The organism is Streptomyces sp. NPDC055189 (assembly GCF_053606765.1).
Genome location: NZ_JBSGSG010000022.1, coordinates 35,917 through 52,506, shown reverse-complemented (window position 1 = coordinate 52,506; position 16,590 = coordinate 35,917). Strand labels below are relative to the sequence as shown.

Below are 16,590 nucleotides of genomic sequence, written 5' to 3'. Positions count from 1 at the left end.
AGGCGGTCCGTCCTGATCAGGTGCCGGCCGGGGTGGGTCAGCCCTGCTGGAAGAGCTCGGCGGGCAGCGGCTTCAGGAGGGCGTACAGATCGTCGGTGATCGGCCGGTCCCAGGCGGCGATGGTGACCAGGACGCCGTCGCTGCGGTCGAACTGCACGCAGGAGATGCGGCTTTCCGAGAGCTTGAGGCGGCGCACGATGAGGAGGTTGTCGCCCTGCATCACCGGCATGTCCTCGGTGGTGACGACGGTGATCTCCTCGTCGTTCTCCAGCGCGACCAGCAGCTGGGCCACCTCGAAGGGCACCTCGTCGTCGGCGATCTCACGCGCCGGGGAGCCCTCGGGCAGATTGCCGATGATCATCGCGGGGCCGCGCCCGCCGAAGAGGTCATAGCGCAGGAAGACGCCCTGGCAGCTGCCGTCGGGGGCGGGCAGCAGGCCCGCGCCGAGGTTGCCGGGCCAGTCACCCGGGTCCATGGCGAGGACATCGAAGTCCGGCCCGGCGGGAGTGGCGGCGCTGCGGCGGCGGAGGAAGGACATGCGCCAATGGTACGTGGCCCGCGGTGCTTCCCGGCGCGGGGGCGGCGCCGGTCCGCGCGCGGCGGCCGGCGCGCGTGCCCGGTGTTCCGCGCGAGGTCAGCGGGGGTGGCGGGGCTCCAGTGCGGCGGCGAGACCGGAGTGGTCCGTTCCCACTTTCCGGTACACGGCGGAGAGCAGCCGGACGACGGACGGCTCGTCTGTGTGCAGCTCTTCGGCGACGCGGGCGGCCGACTCGCCGCGGACGGTGAGCGCCGCAGCGGTGCGCTCGCGCGTGGTGAGCGCGTCCGTCTCGGTGCTGTGCAGCGGGCGGGGGCGCAGGCCGGCCGCCGCCAGCTCGTCGCGGGCCTGCTCGACCAGGCCGTCCGCACCGCACTGGACGGCGGCTTCGAGCCCGCGGTACAGGGGATCGGCGGCGTCCTTGGGGCGGCCCGCGCGGCGCAGTTCGGCGCCCAGACAGACCAGCGCACGGCTGAGTTCGTACGCCGCGGGCGAACACTCCAGGTGGCTGACGGACTCTTCCAGGAGCTTGATCCGCACGGAGCCCGACGCGACCTCTGCGGTGATCCGCAGGGCCTGCCCGACCGCCGAAGCGGTGGCGTACCTGCGGGCCCGCCGGACCGCATCGTAGGCGGTGGCGAGCGCGCGCTCGGGAGCGTCATCGGCCTCGGCGAGCGCGAGGTGCAGTTGCCACGGACACCAGGCGGGGTTGCGCATGCCCCGCGGGTCGAGGCGGCGGCCCGCGGCGGCGAGTTCGGCCGCCGCGTCCTTGGTGAGACCGCGGGCGAGCAGCAGTTCGCCGTGCACGGCCTGCGCGTCGGGGAAGACGACGGCCGAGGGGAACGGCGCCCCGAAGCCGTAGTCGTCCGCGGTTCGTGCGGCCTCGACGACGCGGCCCCTGGCCAGCAGGATCTCGATGAGGATGCCGACGGCGTACCAGTGCGCGGGTGTTCCCGGCCCCACCCGTTCGGCGATCCGCAGCCCGGCGCGCACGAAGTCCTCGGCTTCGGCCAGGCGCCCGCGGCGGTAGCGGATGTAGGCGAGCAGCGTGTACGCGAACGACAGGTGGGCGCCGCGCCAGCCCTGGCTCTCGAAGTCGGCGATCCCCGCGGCGAACAGTTCCTCGGCCCGCCCCGGCCGGTCGGCGTACAGGAAGGTGAGCGCGACCAGGACGGGCACCTCGAAGCCCCGGTCCTCCTCGGCCCAGCCGAGCCCGCCGACCAGGGCGCGCTCGGCGTGCCGCACGGCGGTGGCCGCGGGTTCGGCGCGCAGCGTCGCGTCCCAGGCGCGCAGCCCGATGATGTACCGCTCGGTGAGGTCGCGTCCCGGCAGCCTGTCGGCGAGGCGGGCCAGGCGCCGGGAGCGGGCGGGCGAGTCCGGCTCGTCGGCCCGGAAGGCGTCCCACATGAACTGCTCGGCCTGCATCCGGATGCGTACGCGTGGCTCGGTGGTCACGCGGATCTCGCGGGCGAGGGTGTCGGAGGCCTCGCCCAGGCGGTCGGAGTGGGCCAGGACCTGGGAGAGGCGGTAGACGATGCCGTGCCGCAGGGCGGGGTCGGTGATGGGCTCTTCGAGCGCGGCGCGCAGGTGGTTGACGGTCGTCGCCGGTTCGGTCAGGAGGGACGCGCAGCCGAGTTCGTAGAGGACGGCGGCGCGGTCCTCCCAGGGCGGGGGTTCGCGCAGGGCGCGGGCGAGATAGCGCCGGGCGGCGTCCGGGGCGCCCGCGCGGACGGTCTCACGGGCCGCGGCACGCAGTTGCTGCACGACCCAGGCGTCGCCGTCGGGGTGGACTTCCAGGAGATGGCGGGCGGCGGCGGACGCGCCGAGCCCCGCGTTGATCACGGACCAGGCGGCCTGGCCGTGCAGGGCGACGCGGACGCCGCCGGGGATGGCGCGGTAGACGGCGGTGGCGATCAGCGGATGCACGAACTCCAGCGTGTGCACGCCGGTCAGGACGCGGGCGCGGCGCAGCCGGTCGGCGCAGTCGGCGCTCTCGCGCTCGCCGATGCCCGCGACGGACGCGGCGAGCGCCGGTGGGATGGAGGTGCCAAGGACGGCGCAGGCCCAGGCGAAGCGGACCGTGGAGGTGCCCAGGCGCTCCATACGGGCGACGAGGCCGCTGCCCTTCACGGCGGCGGCGAGGTCGCGCAGCAGATGCGCACCGGACTCGTCGGGGGTGAGCCCGCGGTCGTGCACCTTGGCGGTCAGTTCCACCGCCTCGAACGGGTTGCCCGCGGTGACCGCCCAGCATTCGCGGCAGAACGCGTCGTCGGCGCGGGCGCCGAGGGTGTCGCGCACGAGGCGGGCCACGGCGCCCGCGCTGAGCGGTTCGAGCCCGATGGGGCGCTGCCCGGCTCGTCCGGGCAGGCCTCTGAACTCCTCGGCGTGGGAAGGCAGTTCCTCGGGTCGGTAGGCGACGACGAGCAGCAGCGGCAGGGATTCCGCGCGGGGCGCGAAGGCGGAGAGCCAGCTCAGGGATTCTTCGTCGGCCCAGTGCGCGTCGTCGATCACGACCACCAACGGGGCGCGCTGCACGGCGAGATGGGTGAGCACCCAGTCGAGCCCGTCGCGCAGTCCCTGCGGGTCGGGCGGTGCGTCGTCCGGCGGGGCGCAGAGGCCGAGGGCGGGGCCGACGATGGCGTACCAACTGCCGAGGACTTCGCGCAGTTCCGCGTCGGGGACGGCGGCGAGCAGCGGCTGGACCAGCTGCCGCGCCACATGGAAGGCGACCCGCTGCTCCTGGTCGCCGCCGCGGGCGAGGGCCACGGTGCAGCCTTTGGCGGCTGCGCGGCGCCGGGTCTCCGCGAGGAGGGAGGTCTTGCCCAGGCCCGCGCGCCCCGCGAAGGCGATGAGCGCACCCCGGGGCCTGTCCGGAGGCTCGGAGCCGTCCCGCGACAGACCGCACAGCTCACCCAACGCCTCGTCGACGGCCGCGAGTTCACTTTCGCGCTCGAAGAGGGTCCGCTTGCCGTTGGTGCCATGATGCACCATGGGACACCCCCCGCCACGGTGGTGCGCCGGGCACTTCCCGCGGCGCGTGCCTTGGCTCTCAGCCACTTCAGATTACGCCCGCGGGGCCCGCCGGGAGCCGATTCGACCACAGCGGTGCGGTGGGCCGAGGCACCCGCTCCTGACGAAGGGACCCTGACGTGGCGATCGGCACCGAGAACGTACTCAACTACTGGCGCGGCGGCCTGAATGACATACCCGAGGAGGTCTGGCTCCACCCGTCCCTGGAGTCCCTGCTCCTGCCGGACAACGCGCTCACACGGCTCCCCGCCCGGATAGGCACCCTGGCCTCGCTGCACACACTGGACCTGGGCCACAACCGGCTGACCGGGCTGCCGCCCGAGCTCGGCGACCTGACCGCCCTGAGCCGCTTCCTCTACGTCCACGACAATCGCCTCACCTCACTGCCGTACTCGCTGGGCAAGCTGAAGCGGCTCACGTACCTCAACGTGGGCGAGAACCGGCTGACGGCGCTGCCGGACACACTGGGCTCGCTCGCCGCCCTGGTGGAACTGCGCGCCCAGCACAACCACCTGGCCTCGGTCCCCGCCTCGCTCGGCGGCCTCACCGCCCTGCGCGAACTGTGGCTGCGCGGCAACCGCCTCACGTCGCTGCCCGCCTCGGTGGGCCGCCTCACGGCCCTGCGCGAACTGGACCTGCGCGAGAACCGGTTCACGGCGGTCCCGGCAGCCCTGCGCGGCCTGCCCCGGCTGCGAAGACTCGACCTGCGGTCGAACCGGCTGCGGAAGCTGCCGCTCTGGCTCGCCGACCTGCCGTCACTGGAAAAGCTGGACCTGCGCTGGAACGAGGTCGCGGTGCCGGATCAGCTGCTGCGGAGGCTGGAGAGGCGCGGGTGCGTGGTGCTGCGGTAAGGCGCCCGACCGGGCCGGTACGTGTGATCCTGCCCCATTGGGGCGGTACGTGTGGCCCTGCCCCACCTGGTACGCGTGGCCTGCCCGACCGGAACGGTACGCGTGGCCTGCCCCACCGGGACGGTACGTGTCGTCCTGCCCGACCAGGCCGGTACGCAAGGCCCTACCGCCGCTCCGGCGGCACCACGGCCACCGCGCCCTTCGCATGCAGAAGCACCGCGTTGGTCACCGATCCCATCAGCCTGCCCAGCGATCGTCCGCGCCGATGCCGTCCCACCACCACGAGTCCGGCCTCCCGTGACGCGTCCACCAGCAGACCCGCCGCGTCCCCCGGCAGGACCTCCTTCTCGACGCGCACCGCCGGATACCGCTCCCGGAAGGGCGCGAGCTGCTCGGCCGCGAGCCGCGTGTACTGCTCCGCGCTCGCCACGTCCGCTTCCGCCGAGGTCACGAAGTCGCCGGTGGCGGTGTAGACGAGTACGGGCCCGGGGTAGGCGCAGACGACCCGGAGCACCGCGCCCCGCAGCGCCGCCTCCGCGAAGGCGAAGCCGATCGTTTCTTCGTGCGGGGTGAGCGCGTCGAGCCCGAGCACCACGCACGGCCCGGCCCCGGCCCCGGCCTCCTCGCCCGGCCTCACCACGACCACGGGGCAGGACGCGTCCCGCGCACTGGCGAGGCCGTTCGAGCCGAGCAGCAGACTGGTGAAACCGCCACGGCCGCGCGACCCGAGCACCAGGAGCTGCGCCTCATCGCCGAGCCGCGGCACCTCGTGGCCCGGTGCGCCCTCCACGATCTCGACCGTCAGGGGCGGCAGATCCGCCCGCCCCACCAGGCCTCGGCGCACCCGTTCGACGACCGGGTCCGTGTCGGGGCGGTGGTCGATGGTCGGCATGTACGGGCCGTCGGCCAGCGGCATCGCGTACTGCCGCACGTGTGCGATCCGCAGCGGCGCCTGCCGCAGCCGCGCCGCGGTCAGCGCCCATTCCAGGGCGTGGTCGCTGCCCGCTGATCCGTCGACGGCCACCACCACAGGTGGTCCGGCGGGCGCGTCGTCGCTCATTGCTTCCTCGTCTCCGGCGCAGTGCCAAGGTCGACCGGCTCCGCTTCCTCTCCCGGCCTCGTCCAGGAGACGGGCCGGGGCGGAGTCCCGGGTCACCAGGTCAGCACGGCGGGTGCCGCGAACGGTCGCGACAGCCGGAGACGAGGCTCCACAACGCCCCGCACGGCCTACGTCAGATCGAACTCCCCCGAACGCGCGCCGTGCACGAACGCCCCCCACTCCGCCGGAGTGAAGATGAGGGACGGGCTCTCGGGCCGGCCGGCGTTGCGCATCGCGATGAAACCTTCGACAAAGGCGATCTCCACGTCACCCCGCCCCTCGCTGCCCGATTGCCAGTCTGCTGTGCTGAGGTCGAGCTCCGGCTTGTCCCAGCCCGCGAGCGGGCGCTGCTGACCTGCGAGCGGATGCTGCTGAATGGTGCCTTCGGCCACGTCCGTGCTCCTCCCGATGCGTCGTCCGCCCGCCAGCCTAGCTTTCGCTTCCGGTGCCGGACAGGCCGCGGAACGAGGAGGCCCGCCTGTCCGGCCGGACGCACCCGTCACGTGGTGGGCGGCTCCGCTCCGACCAGCCACATGGAGAAGAACTGCGAGCCGCCTCCGTACGCATGTCCGAGTGCCCTGCGGGCCCCGTCGATCTGATGCTCGCCCGCCTGGCCGCGCACCTGAAGTGCCGCTTCGGCAAAGCGGATCATGCCCGAGGCGCCGATGGGATTGGTGGACAGGACACCGCCCGACATGTTGACGGGCAGATCGCCGTCCAGCTCCGTCACGCCCGACTCGGTCAGTTTCCAGCCCTCGCCCTCCGCGGCGAAGCCCAGGTTCTCCAGCCACATCGGCTCGTACCAGGAGAATGGCACGTACATCTCGACCGCGTCGATGTCGCGCCGCGGGTCACTCACTCCGGCCTGCCGGTAGACGTCGGCCGCGCAGTCCTTGCCGGCCTGCGGCGACACGAAGTCCTTGCCCGCGAAGAGGGTGGGTTCGCTGCGCATCGCGCCGCCGTGCATCCAGGCCGGCGGCCGGGGCGAACGGGCCGCGCCCGCACGGTCGGTGAGGATCATCGCGCAGGCCCCGTCGGACGAGGGGCAGGTCTCGGAGTAGCGGATCGGGTCCCAGAGCATGGGCGATGCCTGGACCTTCTCCAGGGTGATGTCCTGTTCGTGCAGGTGGGCGTAGGGGTTCTTCAGGGCGTTGCGCCGGTCCTTGTAGGCGACGAGCGAGCCCACCGAGTCGGGGGCGCCGGTGCGCCGCATGTACGCACGCACGTGCGGCGCGAAGAATCCGCCCGCGCCTGCGAGGAGCGGCTGCTGGAAGGGGATGGGGAGGGAGAGCCCCCACATCGCGTTGGATTCCGACTGCTTTTCGAAGGCGAGGGTCAGCACGGTGCCATGGACGCGGCCCGCGACCAGGTTGGCGGCGACCAGGGCGGTGGAGCCGCCGACGGAGCCCGCCGTGTGGACGCGCAGCATGGGTTTGCCCACGGCGCCGAGGGCGTCGGCGAGGTACAGCTCGGGCATCATGACGCCCTCGAAGAAGTCCGGCGCCTTGCCGATGACGACCGCGTCGATGTCGGCCCAGGTCAGTTCGGCGTCGGACAGGGCCGCTTGGGCGGCCTCGCGGACGAGTCCCGCGATCGAGACGTCCCGCCGGGCGGCGACGTGTTTGGTCTGGCCGATTCCGACGACGGCCACTGGCTCCTTGCCCACCTCGCTCATCACGCATCTCCTTCAAGGACGGCGACCAGGTTCTGCTGCAGGCAGGGGCCGGACGTGGCGTGTGCCAGGGCCCGGTCCGACTCGCCCCGGTGGATGCGGGCCGCGGCCTCGCCGAGCCGGATCAGTCCGGCCGCCATGACGGGGTTGGCGGCGAGCGCGCCCCCGGACGGGTTCACCGAGACGTCGTCGCCCAGCTTCAGCGCCTTGCGCAGGACGACCTCCTGGGAGGTGAACGGCGCGTGCAGCTCGGCGGTGTCCACGGGCCGTTCGAAGGCACCGGCCCGCTCGGCGGCCAGGCGGCTGGACGGCGAGTCGGTGAGGTCACGCACGCCGAGGCTGTGCGCCTCGATGCGGTGGTCGATCCCGCGGATCCACGCGGGCCGCTCGCACAGTTCACGGGCCCGGTCCCCCGCCGCGAGGATCACGGCGGCGGCCCCGTCACCGACGGGCGGGCAGTCGCCGGTACGCAGCGGACGTACGACGTAATCCCCTTGCGCGACCGAACCCCGCAGCTGGGCGTGGGAGTTGGCGGAGGCGTCCCGGCGGCTGCGCGCGGCCACCCCGGCGAGCGCGGGCTCGTCGGCGTCCCCCGCGTCGATCAGGGCCTGCGCCTGGAGGGCCGCGAGCGCCACCGAATCCGGCCAGAGGGGCGCCACGTAGTACGGGTCGAGCTGCCGGGTCAGGACGTCACGCACCGAGCCGGGGGACGACTTGCCGTAGGAGTACACGAGCGCGGTGTCGGCGTCACCGGTGAGCAGCTTGGTCCACGCCTCGTACAGCGCCCACGCCCCGTCCATCTCGACGTGCGACTCGGAGATCGGCGGCCAGGCGCCCACCCCGTCGAGCGCCATCGTGAACGAGAAGGCGCGTCCGGCGAGATAGTCCGATGAGCCGGAGCAGGTGAACCCGATGTCGCTGGTCTTCAGGCCGGTGGCGGCGAGGACCTGGTGCAGGACCGGCATGAGCATCTCCACCTCGGAGAGCTCGTCGGTGGAGCGCAGGTGGTCGGTCTGCCCGAAGGCCACGATGGCGATGTCCCGGACGGGCCGCATCACCGACGGCTTCGCGGACGGCATCTACACCAGCTCCTTGTACGTGTCGTAGTCGGCGTCCGGCTCGCCGGTGGGCCGGTAGTGATCGGGGAAGCGGGCGCCCTCGGTCCACACCGGCTCGACACGCAGGCCCATCCGCACCTGGTCGTAGGGGATGCCCGCGATACGGGCGTGCAGGGCGAGGTCGGCGCCGTCGAGGGCGATGTGCGCGTAGACGTAGGGCACTTCGATGTCCAGGTTCTTCGCCTTGATGTTGACGATGCAGTACGTGGTGACGGTGCCGCGCGGCCCGACCTCGACCCGCTCGGCCGTGGCGACGCCGCAGGTGGGGCAGGCGCCGCGGGGCGGGACGTAGACCTTGCGGCAGGACGGGCAGCGCTCGCCGACGGTCCGCTGGTCGGAGAGCGCCCTGATATAGGCGGTCTGGGCGCGGCCGGGCGCGTAGGTGTAGTCGAGGCGCGCGAGGGCGACGATGCCGGTGACCGCGTCACTGAACTCGCCGCTGTGCGGCCGCACTTCGCCTTCCTCCGTACCGTCGTCGGCCTCGAAGCAGGCGATGTCGGTGATGGCGCCGATGCGTTCGGCGGCCCAGCGGATCCGGACCCGCATGCCGGTCCGGACGGCGTCGGGTCCCGGCACGTCCAGGGCGTGCAGCAGGGCGGTGTCGGCGCCGTCGAGCTTCACCAGGACCCAGGCGAAGGGGGTGTCAAGGGGCTGCCCCCTGCGGGGTTCGTGGTTCCAGGCCCAGGTGGTGACGGTGCCGGTGGCGCCGACCTCGACGAGGTCACGTATCTCTTCGGCGGTCACGGGGTCGTACTCGACGGGCGGAACGAGCGTGTGGCCGTCCTCGGCCTTCACCCCGAGCACGGTCCGTTCACGCAGCCCGGTCAGAAACGCACTCTGCACGGGCCCGAGAGACCGGGTAAAGGGAAACTCAAGAACAAGAGGCGCACGCAGCACTTCGGGTGCGGGAGCGGATGCCATGAGCAGAACTCCGTTTCTGGGCGAGGGGGGCGCCCCGTAAGGGGCGCGGGGAACTGCGCGACCAGCCGAGACGGACCCGCAGCCGAACTGCGACCTAGGCCCGCCGAAACACCGGGGGCCGCTTCTCCGCAAAGGCCCTGGCGCCCTCCTTCGCATCGGCGGTATCAAACACCGGCCACCCCCGCTTCAGCTCGGCCGCGAGCCCCTCCGTCTCGGACATCTCCGCGGCCTCGTACACGGACGCCTTGACCGCCTCCACGGCGAGTGGCCCGCACGCGTTGATCTGCTCGGCGATGGCGAGGGCCTTCTCCAGCGCGGTGCCGTCCGGCACGACATGGCCGACGAGGCCGATCGACGCGGCCTCGGCCGCCGAGTAGGGCCGCCCGGTGAGCAGCATCTCCAGGGCGTGCGTACGGGGAATCTGGCGGGGCAGGCGCACGGTCGAGCCGCCGATCGGGAAGAGGCCGCGCTTGACCTCGAAGAGCCCGAACGTCGCGGACTCGCCCGCGACGCGGATGTCCGTGCCCTGGAGGATCTCCGTGCCGCCCGCGACGCAGTACCCCTCGACGGCGGCGATGACGGGTTTGCGCGGGCGGTGGTGGCGCAGCATCGCCTTCCAGTGCAGATCGGGGTCGGCCTTCATCCGGTCCCGGTACTGCTCACCGTCCATCCCCTTGCCCGCGAGGGCCTTGAGGTCCATGCCGGCGCAGAACGCGCCGCCCGCGCCGGTGAGCACGACGGAGCGGATCGCGTCGTCCTCGTCGGCGGCCAGCCACCCGTCGTAGAGGCCCACCAGCATCGGCAGCGAGAGCGCGTTCTTCGCCTCCGGCCGGTTGAGCGTGAGTATCAGTGTGGCGCCTTCGCGCTGCACAGCGAGATGTTCCGTCCCGTCCATAGCCGTGCTCCCTCTCGTAACGGCACATCAACGGCCGGCCCTTCGGCTTCGGACCTCCGACCCCGGACCTGGAACAGGTTGCAGTAGGCGGGGAGCCAGTTCAAGAGTTTTCTGACAGACAGTCAGATTTCTTGAACGAGGACCCTTCCCACTTGTGGGTGCCTCTGCTCTGATGACCGCCAGAAGAGATGACGCCGGGGTCAGGAGGAGCGGTGGAGTACAACCTTGCCGACCTGTTCGAGTCGGTCGTCGACGTGGTCCCCGACCGCGAGGCGCTCGTGTACATCGATCACCCCGGTACCGGGGCGGAACGCAGGCTGACGTACGCCGAGCTCGACCGGGCCGCCAACCGCCTCGCGCACCACCTGATCGACAGCGGCCTGAAGCCCGGCGAACATCTGGGACTCCACCTCTACAACGGCGTCGAGTACCTCCAGACCGTGCTCGCCTGCCTCAAGGCCCGCCTCGTGCCGGTCAACGTCAACTACCGTTACGTGGAGGAGGAGTTGGTCTACCTCTACCGCGACGCGGACCTCGCCGCGCTCGTCTTCGACGCGGAGTTCACCGAGCGGGTCGCGGCGGCGCTGCCGCGCACGGAGAAGCTGCGGCATCTGGTGCGGGTGGGGACCCCGCCGGCCGACGCGCCCGCGCTCGATGTGGTGGCCTTCGCCGACGCGGAGGCAGCGGGTTCGCCGGAGCGCGGCTTCGGGGCCCGCTCGGCCGACGACCTGTTCATCATCTACACCGGCGGCACCACCGGCATGCCCAAGGGCGTCATGTGGCGCCAGGAGGACCTGTTCTTCGCCGGGCTCTTCGGCGGCGAACCCGCGGGCGAGCCGGTGAAGCGGCCCGGGGAACTGGCGGAGCGCGTCGCGGCGGGCGGACCCGGCATCACGTTCTTCCCCACTCCCCCGCTGATGCACGGCACCTCGACGCTGACGTCGTTCATCGCCTTCAACTACGGGCAGCGGGTGGCCATTCACCGCAAGTACGTCCCCGAAGAGGTGCTCCGCACCATCGAGCGGGAGAAGGTCTCCAGCGTGTCCCTGGTGGGCGACGCGATGCTCAGGCCGCTCATCGACGCCCTGCACGGCCCGCTCAAGGGCACAGACCTGTCGTCGCTGTTCAGCGTCTCCTCCTCCGGGGCGATCATGTCGGAGACGGTGCGCGCCCAGTTCCAGGAACTGGCCCCGAACGTCCTGCTCCTGAACAACTTCGGCTCGTCGGAGTCCGGCTCCAACGGCAAGGCGACGGAGGACTCGGGCCCGGAGAAGGGCTTCCGCCTGGAGGTCAACGAACGTACGCAGGTGGTGGACCAGGTCACGCACGAGCCGGTGGCGGTCGGCGAAATCGGCCGCCTGGCCCAGCGCGGCCATGTGCCGCTCGGCTACTACAACGACCCGGCCAAGACCGCGGAGACGTTCTTCCAGAAGGGCGAAGAGCGGTGGGTGCTGCTCGGCGACATGGCCACCGTCGACGAGGACGGCATCGTCACCGTCCTCGGCCGGGGCTCGCAGTGCATCAACACCGGCGGCGAGAAGGTGTATCCGGAGGAGGTCGAGCAGGCGCTGAAGTCACATCCGGACGTGTACGACGCGCTTGTCACCGGGGTCCCGGACGAACGCTGGGGCAACCGCGTCGCCGCGGTCGTCCAACTGCGTTCGGGAGCAGGGCCGTTGGACCTCGAAGCCATCCAGACCCACTGCCGCACCCGCCTGGCCGGCTACAAGATCCCGCGAGCCGCGGTCTTCACCTCCGAGATCCAGCGCTCCCCGAGCGGCAAGGCGGATTACCGGTGGGCGAAGGCGGTGGCGGCGAAGGGTTAAACGCGCCCGCTCCCCGGGGCAACCGGAGCAGATGCGGAGTTTCGGGTGGGCGGGCGGGAAAAATCCGTCGCGAAGCGGCGGGCACGAAAGCCTGTCAGCGCAAGCAGACGGACCGGAGCGCCCGCTCCAGAGCCACCGTATGCAGCAGGTCAAGCTGCCGCTCATGCCGGACGTCCAGTGCACCCACGGCCACAAGCCCCCGGCAGGACCCCGCAGCGCGCGCCGAGGGAGAGTCAGCGATACCCCGCACCAACTCCCCGTTCACCCGGTTGATCTCCTCGCGGACCTCCGCGAGATCAGGCCGCTCCCCCGGCCCCGGCGCCTGCGAAGGATCCGCGTCCCACCGCCGGTGCAACTCCCGCTGCACCACCTTGTTGGCCTCGATCTGGTCCCGGAAGATCCGCACGGTCGCCTCGGGATCGGCGCCCAGCTCCCGCGCCTGCCGCGCGACGTCGTCGAGCACCTGCTGCTCACGGGCAGGGTCGTCGATGGGGCTGCCCGTGCCGTACTTCGCGGCGGCGACGAGATCGGCGGTGGCCAGGCGCTGGGCGGCGAGATCGGCCAGCACATGGAGCCGGGCGTACGACCCGGCAGGGACGGCGGAAGCAGCAGGGCGCTGCGCCGGGGCGGCAACGGCAGCGGCGCCCCCGCTCCCGGCCAGCAGCGCCGCACACACGGCCCCGGCGGTGAACACACGCCCCGCGGACGAACTGAGACGCACAACGACTCCTCTGGTAGCCCTAGTCCTGCGCGAGGAATCCTGCCACGCGCCGCGCGAACCATTCCGGGTCGTCCAGCCACGGGAAGTGCCCGCCGCCCGGCTGCACTTGCCGTACGGCACCCGGAAAGAACTCGGCGAACTCCTGCGCGTGGGCGGGGTTCGGGACACCGTCGTACTCCCCCGCGAGGACCAGCACCGGCGCCGCGAGGGCGGCCAGAGCGGCGCGCGTGGCGGGCGGGTCGAAGGCGCCCTCGCCGTAGAACACGGCGGCGGCTTCGGCGTTCTTCTCCCGCGCGCTCGCCGCCTGGTGCGCCTGCGCCGCGGCGTCCCAGCGCCCGTAGCCCAGGGGCGCGAGCGCGGACCACACCTCGGCGGGGCTGCGGCCGGCCTCGATCTCGTTCAGTGCCGCCTCCGCGGCCGGGTACCAGGGCTCGCCCCGGTGCGCCAGCGCGGCGTCACGGAAGTCCCGGGCGCCCGGCGTGAGGCCGAGCGCGTGAGTGGCCGGAGTGATCAGGACCAGGCGGCGGATCCGCTTCGGGTGGCGTGCCGCGTACAGCGTGGCGATGTTGCCCGCCGCCGAATGGCCGAGCAGGTCGACCTCGTCGAGCCCCAGGTGCTCGCGCAGCGCCTCGACGTCGTTCACGAGCCGGTCGCAGCGGTAGGTCGCCGGGTCGGCCGGCGGCGCGGAATCGCCCGTGCCGCGCAGGTCGAGCAGGATCAGGCGGCGGTGCGCCGTCAGGCCGCCGAGATCCCCGAGATAGGCGGAGGCGCGCATGGGGCCGCCCGGCAGGCAGAGCAGCGGCTCGCCCTCGCCCTTCTCGTGGTAGGCCAGCTCTGTCCCGTCGTATGCGGTGAATGTCGGCATGGGGGTGATCATCACATCTGGCGCCACACCCGGACAACGTCGTTCGGCCGTAGCGCCCCAGCTCAAGGCGGCGCTGCGCGATCTCTTGACGACGGCCCCCGGGGGCTGGATTACTGAGCTCGACGGAAGATCGACGACCGAATGATCGGTCGCCCGTTTGGGACGGGAGAAACCGCATATGACGGCGATGCTGGACGCGGCGGAGCGCCTGGGGCGCGAGGAGCTCGAGGCTCTGCAGCTGGAGCGCCTCCAGGACACCTTGCTGCACGCGTACGAGAACGTGCCCTTCTACCGGTCGGCGTTCGACAAGGCGGGCCTGCGCCCCGACGACTGCCGTGCGCTCTCCGATCTGGCCCGCTTCCCGTTCACGGCCAAGACCGACCTGCGGGACAACTACCCCTTCGGGATGTTCGCGGTCGAGCAGTCCGAGGTGCGTCGCCTGCACGCGTCCAGCGGCACCACGGGGCGTCCCACGGTCGTCGGCTACACCGAGCAGGACCTGTCGATGTGGGCGGACGTCGTCGCCCGCTCGATCCGCGCGGCGGGCGGCCGCCCCGGGCACAAGGTCCATGTGGCGTACGGGTACGGCCTGTTCACCGGCGGCCTCGGCGCGCACTACGGGGCCGAGCGGCTCGGCTGTACGGTGATTCCCGCGTCCGGCGGCATGACGGCGCGCCAGGTCCAGCTGATCCAGGACTTCCGCCCCGAGATCATCATGGTGACCCCCTCGTACATGCTGACGCTCCTGGAGGAGTTCGAGCGGCAGGGCGTCGACCCGCGCACGACGTCCCTGAAGGTCGGCATCTTCGGCGCCGAGCCGTGGACGGAGGAGATGCGCCGCGAGATCGAGGAGCGGTTCGCGATCGACGCGGTCGACATATACGGGCTCTCCGAGGTGATCGGCCCCGGCGTCGCCCAGGAGTGCGTGGAGACCAAGGACGGCCTGCACATCTGGGAGGACCACTTCTATCCCGAGGTGGTGGACCCGATCACCGGCGAGGTGCTCCCGGACGGCGAGCGGGGCGAGCTGGTCTTCACGTCCCTGACCAAGGAGGCCATGCCCGTCGTCCGCTATCGCACCCGCGATCTGACCCGCCTGCTGCCCGGCACCGCGCGGACCTTCCGCCGGATGGAGAAGATCACCGGCCGCTCGGACGACATGGTGATCCTGCGCGGCGTGAACCTCTTCCCCACGCAGGTGGAGGAGATCGTCCTGCGCACGCCGGGCGTCGCCCCGTACTTCCAGCTGCGCCTGAGCCGCGAGGGCCGCATGGACGCCCTTACGGTCCGGGCCGAGGCCCGCGCGGACACGACTCCCGAGCGGCGCGAGACGGCGGCCAGGGAGATCGCGACGGCGGTGAAGGACGGGATCGGCGTCTCGGTGGCGGTCGAGATCGTCGATCCGGAGACGATCGAGCGGTCGGTGGGCAAGTTCAAGCGGATCGTGGATCTGCGCGACAAGTAGCCGCGAAGCGGTGGCGCCTACGCCTCGCTGAAGCGGTCCCGCAGCTCGCGCTTGAGGATCTTCCCGCTCGCGTTGCGCGGCAGCTCGTCCACGAAGAGGACCCGTTTGGGCGCCTTGAAGTGGGCGAGCTTCTCGCGCGCGTGGTCGATGAGTTCGGCCTCGGTGACCTCTCCGTTGCGTACGACGACCGCGGTGACCGCCTCGATCCAGCGCTCGTCGGGCAGGCCGATCACGGCCGCCTCCGCGACCCGCTCGTGGGTATAGAGCGCGTCCTCGACCTGGCGCGACGCGACGAGGACACCGCCGGAGTTGATGACGTCCTTCACCCGGTCGACGATCGTGAAGTAGCCGTCCTCGTCGCGCACCGCGAGGTCCCCGGAGTGGAACCATCCGTCGCGGAACGCCTCCTTGGTCTCCTCCGGCTTGTCCCAGTAGCCCTCGCACAACTGCGGCGAGTGGTAGACGACTTCGCCGGGTGTGCCGTCCGGTACCTCGCGGCCGCGCTCGTCGACGACGCGCGCCTCGACGAACAGGACGGGGCGGCCGCAGGAATCCATCCGTCCCTCGTGCTCGTCGGGCCCCAGGACCGTGGCGAGGGGGCCGATCTCGCTCTGCCCGAAGCAGTTGTAGAAGCCGAGCGAGGGCAGCCGTTCGCGCAGCCGCTCCAGCACGGGGACGGGCATGATCGACGCCCCGTAGTAGGCCTTGCGCAGGCCGCTGAGGTCGCGGGCGGCGAAGCCGGGGTGGTTCGCGAGACCGATCCACACGGTGGGCGGGGCGAAGAGACTGTCGGCGCGGCCCGCCTCCACGAGCTCGAAGATCCGCTCGGCGTCCGGCGCGTCGATGATCGTGTTCTCGGCGCCCACCGCGAGGTAGGGCAGCAGGAAGACGTGCATCTGTGCCGAGTGGTAGAGCGGCAGCGAGTGGACGGGCTTGTCCGTCTCCTTGAGGTCGAGGGCGGTGATGGCGCTGACGTACTCGTGCACGAGGGCGCGGTGCGTCATCATCGCGCCCTTGGGGAGGGCGGTGGTGCCGGAGGTGTAGAGCAGCTGGGCGAGTTCACCGCTGTGATCGGGGCCCAGCGAGACCACCGCCTCGCCCTCGCGGCCTCGCGTGTGTTCGAGCAGTGATCCCGTGGCGTCCCGCAACGCCAGCCTGCGCACCGAGCCGGGCAGCCGGTGCTCCAGGTGCGGGTCGACCAGGACGGCCGCGCTGCCCGACTGCTCGATGATGTAGCGCAGGTCCTCACCCTCGAGATTGTGGTTGACGGGGACGTGCACCAGTCCCGCGCGGGCGCAGGCCAGGAAGCCGATCACATAGGCGTCGGAGTTGTGCCCGTAGGCGCCGACCCGGGCGCCGTCCCGTAGCCCTTCCCGGTGGAGATACGCCGCCGCGTGGGTGACGGCGTCGTCGAGTTCGCGGTATGTCCAGGTCCGCTCGCCGTAGCGCAGCGCCACTCGGCCCGGAACGCGCCGGGCACTCCGGTGAAGGACATCGTCGACCGTATTGCTGCGCAGACCCGTCATGGCGTGATCCTGTGCCGCACGCGTCACGGCGGTCAAGGCTCCGGACGGGGCACTAACCGGTCCGGT

14 protein-coding genes are annotated in these 16,590 nt (G+C 71.9%); 3 read left to right on the top strand and 11 right to left on the bottom strand.

Features of this window, described 5'->3' with window-relative positions; all coding sequences use genetic code 11:
• Nucleotides 1-37 precede the first annotated feature (37 nt).
• Both ACWFR3_RS18600 and ACWFR3_RS18595 read right to left on the bottom strand, forming a co-directional pair.
• Nucleotides 38-538: a hypothetical protein gene (locus ACWFR3_RS18600; RefSeq protein WP_453735664.1), complete on the bottom strand. Its 501-nt coding sequence runs from the start codon at nt 536-538 to the stop codon at nt 38-40.
• Nucleotides 539-634: 96 nt separating this feature from the next.
• Complete coding sequence (locus tag ACWFR3_RS18595; RefSeq protein WP_453735663.1) at nt 635-3,526, bottom strand: ATP-binding protein; 2,892 nt, start codon at nt 3,524-3,526, stop codon at nt 635-637.
• A 158-nt stretch (nt 3,527-3,684) separates the two neighbouring features.
• On the opposite strand from ACWFR3_RS18595, the gene ACWFR3_RS18590 reads away from it, so the two are divergent.
• Nucleotides 3,685-4,416 (top strand): leucine-rich repeat domain-containing protein, encoded by a 732-nt coding sequence (locus ACWFR3_RS18590; protein WP_453735662.1) that lies wholly within the window; start codon nt 3,685-3,687, stop codon nt 4,414-4,416.
• 163 nt (nt 4,417-4,579) lie between these two features.
• Here ACWFR3_RS18590 and ACWFR3_RS18585 read toward each other — a convergent pair whose 3' ends face one another.
• The 6 genes from ACWFR3_RS18585 to ACWFR3_RS18560 all read right to left on the bottom strand — a co-directional run bounded on the left by ACWFR3_RS18585 (nt 4,580) and on the right by ACWFR3_RS18560 (nt 10,121).
• A complete protein-coding gene (locus tag ACWFR3_RS18585) occupies nt 4,580-5,476 on the bottom strand; it encodes a universal stress protein (RefSeq protein ID WP_453735661.1) in 897 nt (298 codons plus the stop codon).
• Nucleotides 5,477-5,643: 167 nt separating this feature from the next.
• Nucleotides 5,644-5,907: a DUF397 domain-containing protein gene (locus ACWFR3_RS18580; protein WP_361183166.1), complete on the bottom strand. Its 264-nt coding sequence runs from the start codon at nt 5,905-5,907 to the stop codon at nt 5,644-5,646.
• A gap of 107 nt (nt 5,908-6,014) precedes the next feature.
• Nucleotides 6,015-7,181, bottom strand: coding sequence for a thiolase domain-containing protein (locus tag ACWFR3_RS18575; RefSeq protein ID WP_453735707.1), 1,167 nt, complete (start codon nt 7,179-7,181; stop codon nt 6,015-6,017).
• Between the two features lie 8 nt (nt 7,182-7,189).
• Entirely contained in the window at nt 7,190-8,266 is a 1,077-nt protein-coding gene (locus ACWFR3_RS18570; protein WP_453735660.1) for a thiolase domain-containing protein, read from the bottom strand.
• Nucleotides 8,267-9,226: a Zn-ribbon domain-containing OB-fold protein gene (locus ACWFR3_RS18565; RefSeq protein ID WP_453735659.1), complete on the bottom strand. Its 960-nt coding sequence runs from the start codon at nt 9,224-9,226 to the stop codon at nt 8,267-8,269. It abuts the gene before it with no gap.
• A 94-nt stretch (nt 9,227-9,320) separates the two neighbouring features.
• Nucleotides 9,321-10,121 carry a crotonase/enoyl-CoA hydratase family protein gene (locus tag ACWFR3_RS18560; protein WP_453735658.1) on the bottom strand — a complete coding sequence of 267 codons (801 nt, stop codon included), beginning with the start codon at nt 10,119-10,121 and terminating at the stop codon, nt 9,321-9,323.
• Between the two features lie 212 nt (nt 10,122-10,333).
• On the opposite strand from ACWFR3_RS18560, the gene ACWFR3_RS18555 reads away from it, so the two are divergent.
• A complete protein-coding gene (locus ACWFR3_RS18555) occupies nt 10,334-11,947 on the top strand; it encodes an acyl-CoA synthetase (RefSeq protein ID WP_453735657.1) in 1,614 nt (537 codons plus the stop codon).
• Between the two features lie 94 nt (nt 11,948-12,041).
• Here ACWFR3_RS18555 and aroQ read toward each other — a convergent pair whose 3' ends face one another.
• Together aroQ and ACWFR3_RS18545 are read right to left on the bottom strand one after the other, a co-directional pair.
• Nucleotides 12,042-12,668 carry a gamma subclass chorismate mutase AroQ gene (gene aroQ / locus ACWFR3_RS18550; RefSeq protein WP_453735656.1) on the bottom strand — a complete coding sequence of 209 codons (627 nt, stop codon included), beginning with the start codon at nt 12,666-12,668 and terminating at the stop codon, nt 12,042-12,044.
• Between the two features lie 19 nt (nt 12,669-12,687).
• Complete coding sequence (locus tag ACWFR3_RS18545; RefSeq protein WP_453735655.1) at nt 12,688-13,533, bottom strand: alpha/beta fold hydrolase; 846 nt, start codon at nt 13,531-13,533, stop codon at nt 12,688-12,690.
• Nucleotides 13,534-13,711: 178 nt separating this feature from the next.
• Between ACWFR3_RS18545 and paaK the strand changes: the two genes are divergently transcribed.
• Nucleotides 13,712-14,998, top strand: coding sequence for a phenylacetate--CoA ligase PaaK (gene paaK / locus ACWFR3_RS18540; protein WP_453735654.1), 1,287 nt, complete (start codon nt 13,712-13,714; stop codon nt 14,996-14,998).
• Nucleotides 14,999-15,015: 17 nt separating this feature from the next.
• On the opposite strand, the gene ACWFR3_RS18535 is transcribed toward paaK, so the two are convergent.
• A complete protein-coding gene (locus ACWFR3_RS18535) occupies nt 15,016-16,524 on the bottom strand; it encodes an acyl-CoA synthetase (protein ID WP_453735653.1) in 1,509 nt (502 codons plus the stop codon).
• Nucleotides 16,525-16,590 lie beyond the last annotated feature (66 nt).

Coding starts and splice junctions, on each gene's coding strand:
- ACWFR3_RS18600 (WP_453735664.1), bottom strand. CDS start 538: ATGTCCTTCCTCCGCCGCCGCAGCGCCGCCACTCCCGCCGGGCCGGAC.
- ACWFR3_RS18595 (WP_453735663.1), bottom strand. CDS start 3,526: ATGGTGCATCATGGCACCAACGGCAAGCGGACCCTCTTCGAGCGCGAA.
- ACWFR3_RS18585 (WP_453735661.1), bottom strand. CDS start 5,476: ATGAGCGACGACGCGCCCGCCGGACCACCTGTGGTGGTGGCCGTCGAC.
- ACWFR3_RS18570 (WP_453735660.1), bottom strand. CDS start 8,266: ATGCCGTCCGCGAAGCCGTCGGTGATGCGGCCCGTCCGGGACATCGCC.
- ACWFR3_RS18565 (WP_453735659.1), bottom strand. CDS start 9,226: ATGGCATCCGCTCCCGCACCCGAAGTGCTGCGTGCGCCTCTTGTTCTT.
- ACWFR3_RS18560 (WP_453735658.1), bottom strand. CDS start 10,121: ATGGACGGGACGGAACATCTCGCTGTGCAGCGCGAAGGCGCCACACTG.
- ACWFR3_RS18545 (WP_453735655.1), bottom strand. CDS start 13,533: ATGCCGACATTCACCGCATACGACGGGACAGAGCTGGCCTACCACGAG.
- paaK (WP_453735654.1), top strand. CDS start 13,712: ATGACGGCGATGCTGGACGCGGCGGAGCGCCTGGGGCGCGAGGAGCTC.
- ACWFR3_RS18535 (WP_453735653.1), bottom strand. CDS start 16,524: ATGACGGGTCTGCGCAGCAATACGGTCGACGATGTCCTTCACCGGAGT.